The organism is Pseudoponticoccus marisrubri, from assembly GCF_001482405.1.
In the GTDB taxonomy this organism is placed as follows: Bacteria; Pseudomonadota; Alphaproteobacteria; order Rhodobacterales; family Rhodobacteraceae; genus Pseudoponticoccus; species Pseudoponticoccus marisrubri.
In genome coordinates this window covers 91162-106578 of record NZ_LPXO01000011.1, presented here as the reverse complement: position 1 = coordinate 106578, position 15417 = coordinate 91162, and the positions used below count along the sequence as shown (strand labels likewise).

At 68.5% G+C, this 15417-nt stretch carries 11 protein-coding genes; 3 read left to right on the top strand and 8 right to left on the bottom strand.

Features of this window, described 5'->3' with window-relative positions; all coding sequences use genetic code 11:
• Positions 1-102 precede the first annotated feature (102 nt).
• The 6 genes from AVJ23_RS16395 to AVJ23_RS16370 all read right to left on the bottom strand — a co-directional run bounded on the left by AVJ23_RS16395 (position 103) and on the right by AVJ23_RS16370 (position 6125).
• Positions 103-537: a F0F1 ATP synthase subunit epsilon gene (locus tag AVJ23_RS16395; RefSeq protein ID WP_058863294.1), complete on the bottom strand. Its 435-nt coding sequence runs from the start codon at positions 535-537 to the stop codon at positions 103-105.
• Between the two features lie 89 nt (positions 538-626).
• Complete coding sequence (gene atpD, locus AVJ23_RS16390) at positions 627-2051, bottom strand: F0F1 ATP synthase subunit beta (RefSeq protein WP_058863293.1); 1425 nt, start codon at positions 2049-2051, stop codon at positions 627-629.
• A gap of 15 nt (positions 2052-2066) precedes the next feature.
• The gene (locus AVJ23_RS16385; RefSeq protein ID WP_058863292.1) at positions 2067-2954 is read right to left on the bottom strand and encodes a F0F1 ATP synthase subunit gamma; all 888 of its coding nucleotides are present in this window, start codon (positions 2952-2954) and stop codon (positions 2067-2069) included.
• Between the two features lie 12 nt (positions 2955-2966).
• Complete coding sequence (atpA, locus tag AVJ23_RS16380) at positions 2967-4505, bottom strand: F0F1 ATP synthase subunit alpha (RefSeq protein WP_058863291.1); 1539 nt, start codon at positions 4503-4505, stop codon at positions 2967-2969.
• The gene (locus AVJ23_RS16375) at positions 4506-5072 is read right to left on the bottom strand and encodes a F0F1 ATP synthase subunit delta (protein ID WP_058863290.1); all 567 of its coding nucleotides are present in this window, start codon (positions 5070-5072) and stop codon (positions 4506-4508) included.
• Between the two features lie 306 nt (positions 5073-5378).
• Entirely contained in the window at positions 5379-6125 is a 747-nt protein-coding gene (locus AVJ23_RS16370) for a class I SAM-dependent methyltransferase (RefSeq protein WP_058863289.1), read from the bottom strand.
• Between the two features lie 63 nt (positions 6126-6188).
• On the opposite strand from AVJ23_RS16370, the gene gloB reads away from it, so the two are divergent.
• The 3 genes from gloB to AVJ23_RS16355 all read left to right on the top strand — a co-directional run bounded on the left by gloB (position 6189) and on the right by AVJ23_RS16355 (position 10537).
• Positions 6189-6950 (top strand): hydroxyacylglutathione hydrolase, encoded by a 762-nt coding sequence (gene gloB, locus AVJ23_RS16365; RefSeq protein WP_058863288.1) that lies wholly within the window; start codon positions 6189-6191, stop codon positions 6948-6950.
• Positions 6951-7232: 282 nt separating this feature from the next.
• Complete coding sequence (gene clpA, locus AVJ23_RS16360; RefSeq protein WP_058863287.1) at positions 7233-9563, top strand: ATP-dependent Clp protease ATP-binding subunit ClpA; 2331 nt, start codon at positions 7233-7235, stop codon at positions 9561-9563.
• 80 nt (positions 9564-9643) lie between these two features.
• On the top strand, positions 9644-10537 hold the full coding sequence (locus AVJ23_RS16355) for a M23 family metallopeptidase (protein ID WP_240484688.1): 894 nt from the start codon (positions 9644-9646) through the stop codon (positions 10535-10537).
• Position 10538: 1 nt separating this feature from the next.
• Here AVJ23_RS16355 and AVJ23_RS16350 read toward each other — a convergent pair whose 3' ends face one another.
• The gene (locus tag AVJ23_RS16350) at positions 10539-14087 is read right to left on the bottom strand and encodes a peptidoglycan -binding protein (protein ID WP_058863285.1); all 3549 of its coding nucleotides are present in this window, start codon (positions 14085-14087) and stop codon (positions 10539-10541) included.
• A 3-nt stretch (positions 14088-14090) separates the two neighbouring features.
• Positions 14091-15275: a hypothetical protein gene (locus tag AVJ23_RS16345; protein WP_058863284.1), complete on the bottom strand. Its 1185-nt coding sequence runs from the start codon at positions 15273-15275 to the stop codon at positions 14091-14093.
• Between the last annotated feature and the right edge of the window lie 142 nt (positions 15276-15417).

Sequence of the window (15417 nt, the reverse complement as noted above, 5' to 3'; positions counted from 1 at the left end):
TTGCTGGTCAGCGATTCGTCCTGAACGGCTCCCAGTTCCATACCTTTGACGCAAAAGGCCCCGCCTTGTGGCGGGGCCTGTGCGATCCGCGATCCGGACCGGTCAGATCGAGGGCTGCTTGGGGTCCAGCCCGATATGCGTGCCGACGGCGACCATGTCCTGCAGCAGCTTGGCCGCGTCGTCGACGGGGCCCGGCTCGTTCGGATAGGCTTCCTTGGTCTGCTGGTAGGTGGCGTGCGCCTCGTCCACCAGCGCCTCGTAGGTGGCCTGATCCATGTCCGCGCGCGGCAGGGCCTTCTCAGCCAGCACCGACAGGCTTTCGCCGATCTCGGCGAAACCGCCGGTGACCACGAATTCCTGCGTGCCCTTGTCCGTCTCGACGGTCAGGAGACCCGGGCGCAGCGTGGTGATCAGCGGCGCGTGGTTCGGCATCGCCGTCAGGTCGCCATCCGCACCCGGGATCTGCACCGAGGTGACCTCGGCCGACAGCAGCCGGCGCTCGGGGCTGACCAGGTCGAATTGCATCGTTTCCGCCATTGGGAACTCCTTGATCTGCGCCGCGGCGGCCCCTGGCACGGGACGGGGTTTGGGTTCCGTCCCGCGTCAGGGCGCCACGGCACGTCGGGTCAGGCCGCCTCGGCAGCCAGTTTCTCGGCCTTGGCGACCACGTCCTCGATGCCGCCGACCATGTAGAAGGCGCTCTCGGGCAGGTGGTCGTACTCGCCGGCGACAACCGCCTTGAACGACTTGATCGTGTCCTCGAGCGGCACCTGGATCCCGTCCGAACCGGTGAAGACCTTGGCCACGTCGAAAGGCTGCGACAGGAAGCGCTGGATCTTCCGGGCGCGGGCCACGGTCAGCTTGTCCTCTTCCGACAGTTCGTCCATCCCGAGGATGGCGATGATGTCCTGGAGCGACTTGTAGCGCTGCAGGATCCCCTGCACGTCACGCGCGACCTGGTAGTGCTCTTCGCCGACGATCTGCGGGTCCATCAGGCGCGAGTTCGAGTCGAGCGGGTCCACGGCCGGGTAGATGCCCAGCTCGGAGATGGCGCGCGACAGAACGGTCGTGGCGTCGAGGTGGGCGAAGGTCGTGGCCGGCGCCGGGTCGGTGAGATCGTCCGCAGGCACGTAGACGGCCTGGATCGAGGTGATCGAGCCGGTCTTGGTCGAGGTAATGCGTTCCTGCATCGCGCCCATGTCCGTGGCCAGCGTCGGCTGGTAACCCACGGCCGAGGGGATGCGGCCCAGAAGCGCCGACACCTCGGAGCCCGCCTGCGTGAAGCGGAAGATGTTGTCGACGAAGAACAGAACGTCGGTCCCGGACTGGTCGCGGAACTGCTCGGCCAGGGTCAGGCCGGTCAGCGCGACGCGGGCACGGGCCCCCGGAGGCTCGTTCATCTGGCCGTAGACAAGCGCCACCTGGGAGTCTTCCAGGTTGTCGGGCTTGATCACGTTGGATTCGATCATCTCGTGGTAGAGGTCGTTGCCCTCGCGGGTCCGTTCACCAACGCCGGCGAAGACCGAGAAGCCCGAGTGCACCTTGGCGATGTTGTTGATCAGTTCCATGATGAGAACCGTTTTGCCCACGCCGGCGCCGCCGAACAGGCCGATCTTGCCGCCCTTGGAATAGGGGGCCAGCAGGTCGATCACCTTGATGCCCGTCACGAGGATCTCGGACTCGGTCGACTGCTCCGAGAATTCCGGGGCCGGTGCGTGGATCGGGCGGTATTCCTGCGCGTTGACCGGCGCGCCCTCGTCCACGGGCTCGCCCACGACGTTCAGGATGCGGCCCAGCGTGGCGTTGCCCACCGGGACCGAGATCGGGCCGTCGGTGTCGACGACTTCCTGCCCGCGCACGAGACCCTCGGTCGCGTCCATCGCGATGGTGCGCACGGTGTTCTCGCCAAGATGCTGGGCCACTTCCAGCACCAGCTTCTTGCCTTGGTTGTCGGTCGTCAGGGCGTTGAGGATTTCCGGCAGGTGGTCTTCGAACTGCACGTCGACCACGGCGCCAATCACCTGGGTGATCTTGCCTTTTGCGTTTGCCATGTGTCTTCTCCGGTCTTAGAGCGCCTCGGCGCCCGAGATGATTTCGATCAGTTCGTTCGTGATGACGGCCTGACGCGAACGGTTGTACTCGATGGTGAGCTTGTCGATCATCTCACCCGCGTTCCGCGTCGCGTTGTCCATGGCCGACATCCGGGCGCCCTGTTCCGAGGCACCGTTCTCGAGCAGCGCCGCGAAGATCTGGGTGGCCACGCCGCGCGGCAGAAGATCGGCGAGGATCGCCTCTTCGTCCGGCTCGTAGTCGTAGAGCGTCGCGGTGCCGTCCTCGGCCGCGTCGTCACCCTCGGTCTCGTAGGAGGCGGGGATGATCTGCTGCGCGGTCGGGGTCTGGCTGATCACCGACTGGAACGTCGCGTAAAAGATGGTCGCAACGTCGAACTCGCCATTGTCGAACCGGCCCAGGATGTCGCGGGCGATCTCCTGCGCATTGGCATAGCCGATGCGCTTGACCTCGCTCAGGTCGACATGGCCGACGAAGAGGTCGGCATAGTCGCGCTTGAGCTGCTCGCGGCCCTTCTTGCCGACGGTCAGGATCTTGACCGTCTTGCCCTTGGCCTTGAGCTCGTCCGCGCGGGCCTTGGCCAGCTTGACGATGTTCGAGTTGAAGCCGCCGCACAGCCCGCGTTCGGCGGTCAGAACCACCAGCAGGTGCACGTCGTCCGAGCCCGTCCCGGCCAGAAGCCGGGGCGCGCTGTCACTGTCACCGACCGAGGCTGCCAGCGACGCCATCACCGCGTTGAAGCGTTCCGCGTAGGGGCGGGCCGCCTCGGCCGCATCCTGTGCCCGCCGCAGTTTCGCGGCGGCCACCATCTGCATGGCCTTGGTGATCTTGCGGGTCGACTTGACCGACGCGATCCGGTTCTTGAGGTCCTTGAGATTTGGCATGCCGGCTGCTCCTTACGAGAAGTCGGCAGCGTATTCGTTCAGAACCGCCTTGATCTTGTCTTCGGCATCGCCCTTGATCTTGGGATCCTCGTTGGTGATCCAGTCCAGCAGATCCTGGTGCTTGCCGCGCACATGGGCCAGCAGGCCCTTCTCGAAGCGGCCCACGTCACCCACGGCGATCTTGTCGAGATAGCCCATGGTGCCGGCGCAGATCACGACGACGATCTCGGCATTGGTCAGCGGCGAGTACTGCGGCTGCTTCATCAGCTCGGTCAGGCGCGCACCACGGTTCAGCAGCTGCTGGGTGGCGGCGTCGAGGTCGGAGCCGAACTGCGCGAAGGCGGCCATCTCGCGGTACTGGGCGAGCGACAGCTTGATCGGGCCGGCGACCGACTTCATCGCATTGGTCTGGGCCGAGGAGCCCACGCGCGACACCGACAGACCGGTGTTCACGGCCGGGCGGACACCCTGGTAGAACAGCTCGGTCTCGAGGAAGATCTGGCCGTCGGTGATCGAGATCACGTTGGTCGGGATGAAGGCCGACACGTCGCCGCCCTGCGTCTCGATGATCGGCAGCGCGGTCAGCGAGCCGGCGCCGTTGTCCTCGTTCAGCTTGGCCGACCGCTCCAGCAGGCGCGAGTGCAGGTAGAAGACGTCGCCCGGATAGGCTTCACGGCCCGGCGGACGGCGCAGCAGCAGCGACATCTGGCGGTAGGCCACGGCCTGCTTGGACAGGTCATCGTAGATGATCAGCGCGTGCTTGCCGTTGTCGCGGAAATATTCCGCCATCGCGGTCGCGGCGTAGGGCGCGAGGAACTGCATCGGCGCGGGGTCCGAGGCGGTCGCGGCGACGACGATCGAGTAGTCGATGGCGCCGGTCTCTTCGAGCTTCTTCACCAGCTGCGCCACGGTCGAGCGCTTCTGGCCGACGGCGACGTAGACGCAGTAGAGCTTCTTGCTCTCGTCCGACCCGGCGGCGTCGTTGTACGACTTCTGGTTCAGGATCGCGTCGAGCGCGACGGCGGTCTTGCCGGTCTGGCGGTCGCCGATGATCAGCTCGCGCTGGCCGCGGCCGATCGGGATCATGGCGTCGACGGCCTTGAGGCCGGTCGCCATGGGCTCGTGCACCGACTTGCGCGGGATGATGCCCGGCGCCTTGACGTCGGCGACGCGACGCTCGGCCGCCTCGATCGGGCCCTTGCCGTCCAGCGGGTTGCCCAGGCCGTCCACGACGCGGCCCAAGAGCGCGTCACCGGCGGGCACGTCCACGATGGCGTTGGTGCGCTTGACGGTGTCGCCTTCCTTGATGTCCCGGTCGGAGCCGAAGATCACGATGCCGACATTGTCGGTCTCGAGGTTGAGCGCCATGCCCATGATGCCGCCGGGAAACTCGACCATTTCACCGGCCTGGATGTTGTCGAGGCCGTAGACGCGGGCGATCCCGTCCCCGACGGAGAGCACGCGGCCCACTTCTGCAACTTCGGCTTCCTGCCCGAAGTTCTTGATCTGCTCCTTTAGGATCGCAGAAATCTCGGCGGCTTGGATACCCATTTATCCGACCTCTTTCATTGCATTCTGGAGGGAATTGAGCTTGGAGCGGATCGAGGTGTCGATCATCTTCGAGCCCACCTTGACGACGAGACCACCGATGAGGCTTTCATCGACGGTCGTGTTGATCTTGACGTCCTTGCCGACCTTGGACTTCAGCGTGTCGGCCAGCTGCGCGGCCTGCGCATCGGTCAACGCAATGGCGGTGGTCACGTCGGCAGTGACCTCGCCCTTCTCTTCGGCCAGCATGTCACGCAGCCGCGCCACCATCTGGGGCACGACGAAGAGCCGCCGCTTGGCGGCCATCAGGCCCAGCACGTTCTTCAGCGCCGGCATCAGACCCATCTTCTCCGCGATTGCAGTGATCGCGGTGGACTGCGCCTCGCGCGAGTAGACCGGCGAAGACAGCAGGTCGCGCAGGTCGGCACTTTCCTTCAGGGCTGCGGACAGGTCGTCCAGGTTGGTCTCGAGCTTCTGGAGCTTGTTGTTCTCCTTCACGATCTCGAAGACGGCGGTGGCATAGCGCTCTGCGATGCCGGAGGAAACAGATGCTGATTCAGACACGTCCACCCTTCCGATATACGGCCCCCGTAACGCACGGCAGCGCCGGCGTCCGAGGGCGTTTTGTGGCCCGGGCAACCGCCAAGGCAGATAAATCGTGGCGGATGTAGCAGAGCCTCGCGCACCCCGCAACATGCTTGGGCAGAAAAGCCCGCGGCAGGAAACCGCCGCTTTTCAGAGGCTTGCGCCAAGTGCGACCTTCTGTGCCCATGGTTTGTGCAGTTTCGTGGCCATTTTGACGGGTCCGGTCACGATTCCCCGGCCGGTTTTGCGCCCTGAAAGGGGCCCGAGCCCGGCACGGCGCGAACGCGGCGCTCACACCGGCTTGGCCTTGCCCGGCGAGGGCGAGAGCACCTCCAGCGGGTTGAGCACGCGCGCCGCCTCATCGACGCCGCGGGGGCGCGGCGGGTGGCGCTTGGTGGCCACCACCATCATCACGCCGCCTGCGATCACGGCCGGGATCGCGCGGCCGGCCTTTTCCCAGGCGGGCCCCGTCTTCATCCAGAAACGCCGGGTCGAGGGCGGCTGGTAGAGCACCGAGACATGCGCCTCGGGCACGAAATCATGCCGCTTCAGCTGCGCCTCGAGCTGGCCCATGGAATAGGGCCGGCCATAGCCGAAGGGCGTGTGATCGGCCCGCGCCCACAGCCCCGTGCGATTGGGCACGATGAACAGCGCCGCACCGCCGGGGCCCAGCACGCGGTAGGCCTCGTCCAGCACGTCGGAGGGGCGCTCGGAGGTCTCCAGCCCGTGCATCATGATCAGCCGATCCACATGCCCGGTCTCGAGCGGCCAGAGCGTTTCCTCGCACAGGACCGAGACATTGGGCATCCCCGCGGGCCAGGGCATCACGCCCTGCGGCGAGGGCATCAGCCCGACCACCCGCCGCGCGTCCTGCAGGTAGGGCCGGAGCAGCGGCACCGCGAAGCCGTAGCCCGCCACGGTCTGGCGCGCCGCCTCGGGCCAGAACCGGGTGACCTGCCGGCGCAGGATCGCCTGCGCCGCCCGGCCCAGCGCGCTGCGGTAATAGAAGTCGCGCAGGGTCTGCACATCGAGATGCATTGCTCCCCCTCGCCCGATGCGTCACTCTGGGCGGCAGTCTGACAAAACCAGCGAGGAAAGACCATGCCCCTCGATATCGTCACTGTGCCCTGTCTCAGCGACAATTACGCCTATCTCGTCCACGGCCCCGACGGCGTCCTGCTGATCGACGCGCCCGAGGCCGCCCCGATCATCGACGCGCTCGACAGCCGCGGATGGACATTGGACACGATCCTGATCACCCATCATCATCACGATCACGTGGGCGGTGTCGAGGAGCTGCGCGAAAAATACGGCGCGACGGTCATGGGCCCCGCGGCCGAGCAGGACAAGCTGCCGCCGCTGGACCGGGCCCTGTCCGAGGGCGACGAGGCCGGCACCGGCGCCGGGCGCTTCACGGTGATCGAGGTGCCGGGCCACACGCTGGGCCACATCGCCTTCCACTTCCCCGAGGGCGGTGCGGTCTTCACCGCCGACAGCCTGATGGCCCTGGGCTGCGGCCGCGTCTTCGAGGGCACGCCCGAGATGATGTGGGACAGCCTGTCCAAGCTCGCCGCCCTTCCGCCCGAGACCGTGGTCTATTCCGGCCATGAATATACCATGACCAATGCCCGTTTCGCGCTGACCATCGACCCGGGCAATGCCGCGCTGAACGACCGGATGCAGGCCATCGCCGCGGCGCGCAATGACGGCCAGCCGACCGCGCAGGTGCCGCTCTCTCTCGAGCTGGCGACCAACCCATTCCTGCGGGCCGGGAAGGCCGCGACCAAGCGCGCGGTGAACATGGCGGATGCCGAGGATGCCGCCGTCTTCGCCGAGATCCGGGCGCGCAAGGACAGCTTCTGAGGCGCCGCGCCGGCGCCCCATTGAATTCCCGCTCGCCGACAATAATTCTGGATTGTGGCGATTATCCCCTCTCGATGCCATGTTCCCGACCCGCGCTGCCTGCAAGGGCTGCGCGCACGGGGGACGTGCGGTCAAAGTCACGGCAGTTTACGTCACATTGCCTCATTGTGACGCGGGGCACGGAAAAAATGACTTGAAGAGAGGGCCCAATCGACCAAACTTTAATCCCAAGAGGCAATGCTGGTCCTATCCCGGACCGGCGCAGACAAGAGGAGCACGCCCGTGCCTTCATTCTCGAACACCCTTGAGCAGGCAATCCACTCGGCCCTTGCGCTGGCCAATTCGCGCAGCCACGAATTCGCGACGCTGGAACACCTGCTTCTGGCGCTGGTCGACGAACCCGACGCCGCGCGGGTGATGAAGGCGTGCTCGGTCGACACCGAGGAGCTGCGCACCACGCTGGTGGAGTTCATCGACGAGGATCTCGCCAACCTGGTCACCGACATCGAGGGCTCCGAGGCGGTGCCGACCGCCGCCTTCCAGCGCGTCATCCAGCGCGCCGCGATCCACGTGCAAAGCTCGGGCCGTACCGAGGTGACGGGCGCCAACGTGCTGGTCGCCATCTTTGCCGAGCGCGAGTCCAACGCCGCCTATTTCCTGCAGGAGCAGGACATGACGCGCTATGACGCGGTGAACTTCATCGCCCATGGCGTCGCCAAGAACCCCGCCTATGGCGAGGCGCGGCCCGTGCAGGGCGCCGCCGAGGCCGAGGAAGAGGCCCAGCAGGCCGAGACCACGGCATCGAGCGGCGACAAGGAATCGGCGCTGGCCAAGTATTGCGTCGACCTGAACGCCAAGGCGCGTGAAGGCGATGTCGACCCGCTGATCGGCCGCGATTCCGAGGTCGAGCGCTGCATCCAGGTGCTGTGCCGCCGGCGCAAGAACAACCCGTTGCTGGTGGGCGACCCGGGCGTCGGCAAGACCGCCATCGCCGAGGGGCTGGCCCGCAAGATCGTCGCCGGCGAGACCCCCGAGGTGCTGGCCAACACCACGATCTACTCGCTGGACATGGGCGCGCTGCTGGCCGGCACCCGCTATCGCGGCGATTTCGAGGAGCGGCTCAAGGCCGTGGTGCAGGAACTCGAGGAGCATCCCGATGCGGTGCTCTTCATCGACGAGATCCACACCGTGATCGGCGCCGGCGCGACCTCGGGCGGGGCGATGGACGCCTCCAACCTGCTCAAGCCCGCGCTTCAGGGCGGCAAGCTGCGCACCATGGGCTCCACCACCTACAAGGAGTTCCGCCAGCATTTCGAGAAGGACCGCGCCCTGTCGCGCCGTTTCCAGAAGATCGACGTGAACGAGCCATCGGTGGATGACACGATCAAGATCCTCAAGGGCCTCAAGCCCTATTTCGAGGATCACCACAGCGTGAAATACACCGGTGACGCGATCAAGACCGCGGTCGAGCTGTCGGCGCGCTACATCAATGACCGCAAGCTGCCCGACAAGGCGATCGACGTGATCGACGAGGCCGGCGCGGCGCAGCACCTTGTGGCGGCGTCGAAGCGGCGCAAGTCGATCGGCACCAAGGAGATCGAGGACGTGGTCGCCAAGATCGCGCGCATCCCACCCAAGAACGTCTCCAAGGACGATGCCGAGGTGCTCAAGGATCTCGAGGCGACGCTCAAGCGCGTGGTCTTCGGGCAGGACAAGGCGATCGAGGCGCTGTCCAGCGCGATCAAGCTGGCCCGTGCCGGCCTGCGCGAACCCGAGAAGCCCATCGGCAATTACCTGTTCGCGGGTCCGACCGGTGTCGGCAAGACCGAGGTTGCCAAGCAGCTGGCCGACAATCTCGGCGTGGAACTGCTGCGCTTCGACATGTCGGAATACATGGAGAAGCACGCGGTCAGCCGCCTGATCGGCGCGCCTCCGGGCTATGTCGGCTTCGACCAGGGCGGTCAGTTGACCGACGGCGTCGACCAGCACCCGCATTGCGTGCTGCTGCTGGACGAGATCGAGAAGGCGCATCCGGATGTCTACAACATCCTGTTGCAGGTGATGGATCACGGCTCGCTGACCGACCACAATGGCCGGACGGTGGACTTCCGCAACGTGATCCTGATCATGACCTCGAATGCCGGTGCGACCGAGCAGGCCAAATCGGCCATCGGCTTTGGCCGCGACCGCCGCGAGGGCGAGGACACCGCCGCGATCGAGCGCACCTTCACGCCGGAGTTCCGCAACCGTCTGGACGCCGTGATCAGCTTCCAGCCCCTGCCCAAGGACACGATCCTGCAGGTGGTCGAGAAGTTCGTGCTGCAGCTCGAGGCGCAGCTGATGGATCGCAACGTGACCATCGAGCTGACCAAGCCGGCGGCCGAGTGGCTGGCCGAGAAGGGCTATGACGACAAGATGGGCGCCCGCCCGCTGGGCCGGGTCATCCAGGAGAACATCAAGAAGCCGCTGGCCGAGGAGCTGCTCTTCGGCAAGCTGGTCAAGGGCGGCGTCGTCAAGGTCTCGGTCAAGGATGGCGAGCTGGTGCTCAAGCTGGAAGGCCCCGACAAGCCGCGGCTGGGCTCCAAGAAGCCGCCGCTTCTGACCGCGGAGTGATGCCCACCCGCGCCGTCGCGCTCGCGGCTGCACTGTCGCTCTCCTCCCCTGCCGCGCCTGTCGCGGCAGGGGATTTTTCGTTGGCCTGGCCTGTGGACTGCACGCTCGGGCAGGACTGCTTCATCGAGGATTACGTCGACCAGGACCCCGAGCCCGGGCGCCAGCGCGATTTCGCCTGCGGCTACAATGCGCGCGACGGGCACAAGGGCACCGATATCGCGCTGCTCGATTTCGACGCGATCGCAGAGGGCGTGGCCGTCACCGCCGCCGCCCCCGGGCTGGTGCTGCGCACCCGCGACGAGATGCCGGATGACCGGCTGATGCGCGGCGTGACCGACCAGACGGCCTGCGGCAACGCGGTGCTCGTCGAACATGCCGATGGCTGGCGCACGCTCTATTGTCACCTCCGGCTGGGCTCGGTCGCCGTGGCGCCCGGTGACATCGTGCGCCCCGGCGACCGGCTGGGGTCGATCGGGCTGTCGGGCCGCACCAACCACCCGCATCTGCACCTGCAGGTCTCGCGCGATGGCGCGCTGGTCGACCCGTTCCGCCCCGGGGCCGCGCTTGGCACTTGTGGCACGGCGGGCGACACGCTGTGGCAGAATCCGCCGGGTTACGTGCGCACCGGGCTCTTCACCGCGCGCTTCTCGAACCGCGTGCCGGGTTTCGACGAGGTGCGCGCCGGCACCGCCCCCATCGACGTGGCCGACCCGATGCAGCCGCTGGTGGTCTATGCCATCGCGCAGGAGGCGCAGACCGGCGACCGGCTGACCCTGAGCGGCGAGGGCCCCGAGGGGCGGATCTTCTTTCACAGCCTCGTGCTGGACGCCCCGCAACGCAGCCAGCTGCAGGCCTATGGCCGCAAGGCGCCCGACGGGGGCTGGCCGCCGGGCGACTACCTGGGCCGTGCCATGCTGACACGCGACGGCCAGGTCATCGCGCATCGCTTCGCCCATGTCACCGTGACGCCGTAGCTCAACGCTCGGTCAGCTTCAGCTCGATCCGCCGGTTCTGGGCCCGCGCCTCGGCGGTGTTCGCCTCGTTCACCGGCTGGTACTGGCCGAACCCGTTGGCGGCCAGCCGGTCGGGCGGAATGCCGTAGCTCTCGATCATGTAGCGGACGACCGACAGCGCGCGGGCCTGGCTGAGCTCCCAGTTGTCCTCGTACTCGCCGCGCACCACGGGGATGTTGTCGGTATGCCCGTCGACGCGCAGGATCCAGTCGACCTCGTCGGGGATGTCCTTCGAGACCGCGCGCAGGATGTTGGCCACCCCTGCGATCTCGCGCCGGCCCAGCGCCGAGAGGTCGGCGGAGCCCAGCTCAAAAAGCACCTCGGAGGAAAAGACGAAGCGGTCGCCCTGGATCTGGATCCCTTCGCGATCGCCCAGCACCTGCCGCAGGCGGCCGAAGAACTCCGAGCGGTAATTCTCGAGGTCTGCCTTCTCTTCTTCCAGCCGGCGCTTCTCTTCTTCAAGCCGCGCGGCGCGCTCCTCTTCCAGCTGGCGGCGGCGGCGCTCTTCCTGGGCCAGCTGCGCGATGGCCGCGTTCAGCCGCGAACTCATGTTCTGCAACTGCACCTGCGAGGCCACGTCCTTGGCCTCGGCCGTGTCGAGAAGCGCCTGCAACTCGCCCAGCTGCCGGCGCAGCTCGGCGACCTGACGGTTCAGCGCCTCGACCTGCAGCTCGGCCTGGCTGGCGCGTTCGCTGCGCTGCGCCAGCGTGTCGCGCGCCTCCTCCAGCAGGATCTGGCGCTCCTCGGCGCGGGTGATCTGCGCCTCCAGCCGCTCTTCGGCGGCCTTCTGCTCGGCCAGCGCGGCGGTCAGCCGATCGCGCGTCTCCTCGACCGTGCTCTGCGCCGCACTGCGTGCCGCCAGCGCGGCGGCCAGCTGCTCCTCGAGCGAGCGCGAGTCATCGTCGCGCTCGGCGGCCCGCGCCTCGGCCTCGGCCAGGTCGATGCGCAGGGCGCGGATCGTCGCCTCGCGCCGGTCCTCGCGAGCGCGGGCGGCGTCCAGCTCGGTCTGCAGCCGGGCGAGCTGGCGGCGCAGCGCGCCCAGCTCGCTGTCCTGCGCGGCGCTGCGACCATCGGCGGCCTGCAGCCGGTCGGAGAGATCGGTGTTCTCGGTCTGCAGCGCGATGATCCGGGTCAGCGCCGCATCAGCATCGGCCTCGGCCGTCTCCAGCCGGCTGCGCAGCTGCGCCACCGTGCCGCGCAGGTCCTGCAGCTCGGCATCCTGCTCCTCGGCGCGCTCGGCCACGGTGGATTGCGCCCGCGCCAGCTGCTGTTCCAGCTCGGCCAGCTCGGCGCTGCGTTCGCTCTCGCGCGTGCGGGCGGCGGCAAGGTCCCGTTCCAGCCGCGCGGCCTGCGCGCGCAGGCGGCTCAGCTCGGCCCCCTGCTCGGCGCTGGCGCCGCCCAGCGTGGCCAGCTGCGCGTCCAGCTCGGCATTCTCGGCCTGCAGCGCCTCGATCCGCTCGGCCCGGGTCTGCGCGCGCTTCTGCGAGGCGTCGAGCTGCGCCTGCAGCCCGGCCGCCTGCCCGCGCAGCGTCTCGATCCGGTCGGCCTGCTCCGTCTCGCGGGTCTCGGCACTCTCGACCGCGCCGGTCAGGCGAAAGACATCCTCGGTCAGGGCCTGCGCCTCGCGGCGCGCCTCCGTCAGGCGGTCGCGGGCCTGCGACAGGGCGGCGTCCAGCCGGTCCCGCTCGGCCGCCAGCGTGTCCAGCGCGCTGGCCCGGTCGTCGACCGCGCCGCGCGCCTCGGAGAGGTCCGAGACCAGCGCCGCGTTGCGCTCGCGCAGGGCGGCCAGCTCGGTCTCCAGCGCCTCGGCCTCGGTCACGCGGGCCAAGGCCGCGGCCAGCTGCGCCGAGAGGTCGGAGAGCCGCGTCGCGCTGGCCCCGGCCGAGGCCTGCGCGGCATCCAGCGCGGCCTGCGTCTCGTCCCGCGCGGCCTCGGCCTCGGCGCGGGCCTGCTCGGCCGCCTGCCGGGCCTCCCGGGCCTCGGCCAGCTGGTCGCGCAGCGCGGTCAGCCGCTCATCCGTCTCGGCGCCTTCAGCACGGGCGTCGGCCAGCACTGCCTCGAGCCGCGTGATCCGGGCCGCCATCGCGTCGATCCGCTCCTGCAGTTCGCGGGCCTCGGTTGCACTGTCCGCAAGGCTCGCGGCCAATCGGTCGTTCAGCTCGGCCTCGGTCTGCCGCGCGGTGGCCAGCTGGGCCTGCAACTCGGCGATGCGCGCATCGCGATCGTCCAGCTTCGCGACCTGGGCGGCCTCGCTGGAGCGCGCCTGTGCCAGCTCGGCCTGCAGCCGGCCGATCTCGGCGCTTTGCGTGTCGATCCGGTCGCGCAGCTCGGCAGTCTGCGCCTCGGCCGCCTGCCGCGCGGTGGCCAGCTCGTCGCGCAGCCCGGCGATCTCGGCCGACAGGGCCTGCTCGGTCTGCGACCCGCTCTCGCGCGCCGCGTCCAGCGAGGCCTCGAGCGCGGCGATGCGCGCCAGCTGGCTGTCGATCTGCGCGGTCAGGGTGGTTTCGGTCTCGGCACTGGCAGCGCGGGCGGCGTCCAGTTCGCGTTGCAGTTGGGCGATCTGCACCGCCTGGTCGTCGATCCGCGCCTGAAGGTCCTCGCCCTGCTGCTGGCCCTCAAGGAGCGCCGCGGCCAGCCGGGCGTTCAGGTCTTCCTCGGCCTCGCGGGCGGCGGCGAGCAGGGTCAGCGTCTCCTCGGCGCGGGCGCGCTCCTCTTCCAGCGCGAGGGTCATGGCGGTCAGCTCGGCATCCGCCTCTTCAAGGCGGCGGCGCAGGGCGGCGGCGGCTTCGGCCTCGGCCAGACGCTGCGCCTCTTCCTCGCTCAGCTCGGCCTGCAGGGTCTCGACCTGGTCGCTCAGCGCACCGATGCGTGCATCGCTTTCGTCCGATTCGGTGCGCAGGTCGGCGACCAGCGCCTCCAGCGCCTCGCGCCTTGCCGCGGCAAGCCGGGCTTCCTCGGCCTGGGCGTCGATCTCGTCACGCGCCTGCACCAGTGCCGCGTCCAGCGCGTCGCGCTCCTCGGTCAGTGCCGTGCGCGCCGCTTCCAGATCCGAGACGGTGGCGCGCAGCTCGGTAGCGTCCTCCCGCGCCGCGTCACGCTCGGCCAGAAGCGTGGCGACCCGCTCCTCGATCGTGGCGATGCGGTCCGAGGCCGCGTCCAGCGCGGCGGCCTGCCGGTCGCGCGTGGCGGTCAGGCTGTCGATGATGCTCTGCTGTTCGGCCAGCCGCGTCTCGGAGCTGTAAAGCGTGGCCTCCAGCTCGCCCAGCTGGTTGGTCAGCGCGGTGTTGCGGCGCTCCTCGACGCCCAGCGCCTGCGCCAGCGCGGCAACCTCGGCCGAGAGGGTCGACAGCTCGGTTTCCTGCCCGGTGATGGTCTCGCGCAGGACAAACTGGATGACCATGAAGATCGACAGCACGAAGGTCAGGACCAGCAGCAGCCCCGTCATCGCGTCCACGAAGCCCGGCCAGATCGACGCCTGGAACCGGGCCCCCGTGCGTCGGCTCAGCGCCATGGCCTAGCCCTCCGTGCCGCTGCCGCGGGGCCGCGCGGTGCGCGACACGCCCAGCCCGCGCGACAGGGCGGCCAGGTCGGTGCGCAGCTCGGCCATGCTTTCCTGCCGGCCGGCGCTGATCTCTTCGAGGATGCGCAGCATCTGCACGTCGATCGAGCGCAGCCGCATGCGGCTTTCCGCATCCAGCCCCTCGTTGCTTTCCTTCTCGCGGATCGCCTCGGCCAGAAGCTCCTGCCCGTCGGCGATGCGCGCCAGCGACGAGGCCGAGGGTGAGGTCGCCTCGATCCGCTCGGTCAGCCGCTCGACGCTGTCGGCCAGCTGGGCCAGCCGCGTGTCCACCTCGGCGCGGCCCTGCTCGGCCTCGGAGAACAGGAACTGCAGCTGCTCCATCTGCTCGGCCATGCGGTCCAGCACCACCCCGGCGGCGCCCAGGTCCGGGCCGTCGCTTTCGGCCGAGAAGCCCAGCTTGGTGATCGAGGAGAGCCATTCCTCGAGCTCGCGGTAGAAGCGGTTCTGCCCGTGCCCGGCGAACAGCTCCAGCAGGCCCACGACCAGCGAGCAGGCTAGCCCCAGCAGCGACGAGGCAAAGGCCACGCCCATCCCGCCCAGCTGGCTTTCGAGGCCGGTCATCAGCCGGCCGAAGACGGCGGTGCCGCTCTCGCCCTCCTGCGGGGCAAGGCCGCGGATCGTGTCGACCAGTGCCGGCACCGTGGTGGCCAGCCCGTAGAACGTGCCCAGCAGGCCCAGGAAGATCAGCAGCGAGACGATGTAGCGCGTGATCTCGCGCGCCTCGTCGATGCGGGTGGCGACGGAATCGAGGATCGAGCGGGTCGAGGTCGTGGTGATCTGCATCCGCTTGTCGCGCCGCCGCCCCAGCAGCGCGGCCAGCGGCGCCAGCAGTTGCGGCGCCCGCGCCCGCGTGCCCTGGTCGCCGGTGGCGGTGAAGCGCTCGATCCAGCGCACCGAGGTGATCAGCTGCGCGACCTGCCAGAAACAGGCCAGCACGCCCACCACGAAGACGCAGAGGATGAAGCCGTTCAGGTAGGGATTGCTTTCGAAGACCGGCAGCACGCGCGGCAGCGCCAGGAAGGCGCCGAAGCCCGACAGCCCGATCACGGCCAGCATGAGGATCACCTGGCGGACGGGTTGGCTGAAATGCGGCTCGGCCTCGAGGTCGGGATGGTCCAAGGATCACACCTGACACGGTTTGTTCTAACTAGTCCCTAACTAAGGTTTTCCCGCACCCGCGCCAAGGAGTTATCAACACCCCCGCAGGCCCAGAGGCCGGAAAAGCACGGCTTTTCGGCCCCGGACGCGCGGAATCCGGCGC

Excerpts from the sequence above, each read along its gene's own strand:
- AVJ23_RS16395 (WP_058863294.1), bottom strand. The coding sequence starts at position 537 with ATGGCGGAAACGATGCAATTCGACCTGGTCAGCCCCGAGCGCCGGCTG.
- atpD (WP_058863293.1), bottom strand. The coding sequence starts at position 2,051 with ATGGCAAACGCAAAAGGCAAGATCACCCAGGTGATTGGCGCCGTGGTC.
- AVJ23_RS16385 (WP_058863292.1), bottom strand. The coding sequence starts at position 2,954 with ATGCCAAATCTCAAGGACCTCAAGAACCGGATCGCGTCGGTCAAGTCG.
- atpA (WP_058863291.1), bottom strand. The coding sequence starts at position 4,505 with ATGGGTATCCAAGCCGCCGAGATTTCTGCGATCCTAAAGGAGCAGATC.
- AVJ23_RS16370 (WP_058863289.1), bottom strand. The coding sequence starts at position 6,125 with ATGCATCTCGATGTGCAGACCCTGCGCGACTTCTATTACCGCAGCGCG.
- gloB (WP_058863288.1), top strand. The coding sequence starts at position 6,189 with ATGCCCCTCGATATCGTCACTGTGCCCTGTCTCAGCGACAATTACGCC.
- AVJ23_RS16350 (WP_058863285.1), bottom strand. The coding sequence starts at position 14,087 with ATGGCGCTGAGCCGACGCACGGGGGCCCGGTTCCAGGCGTCGATCTGG.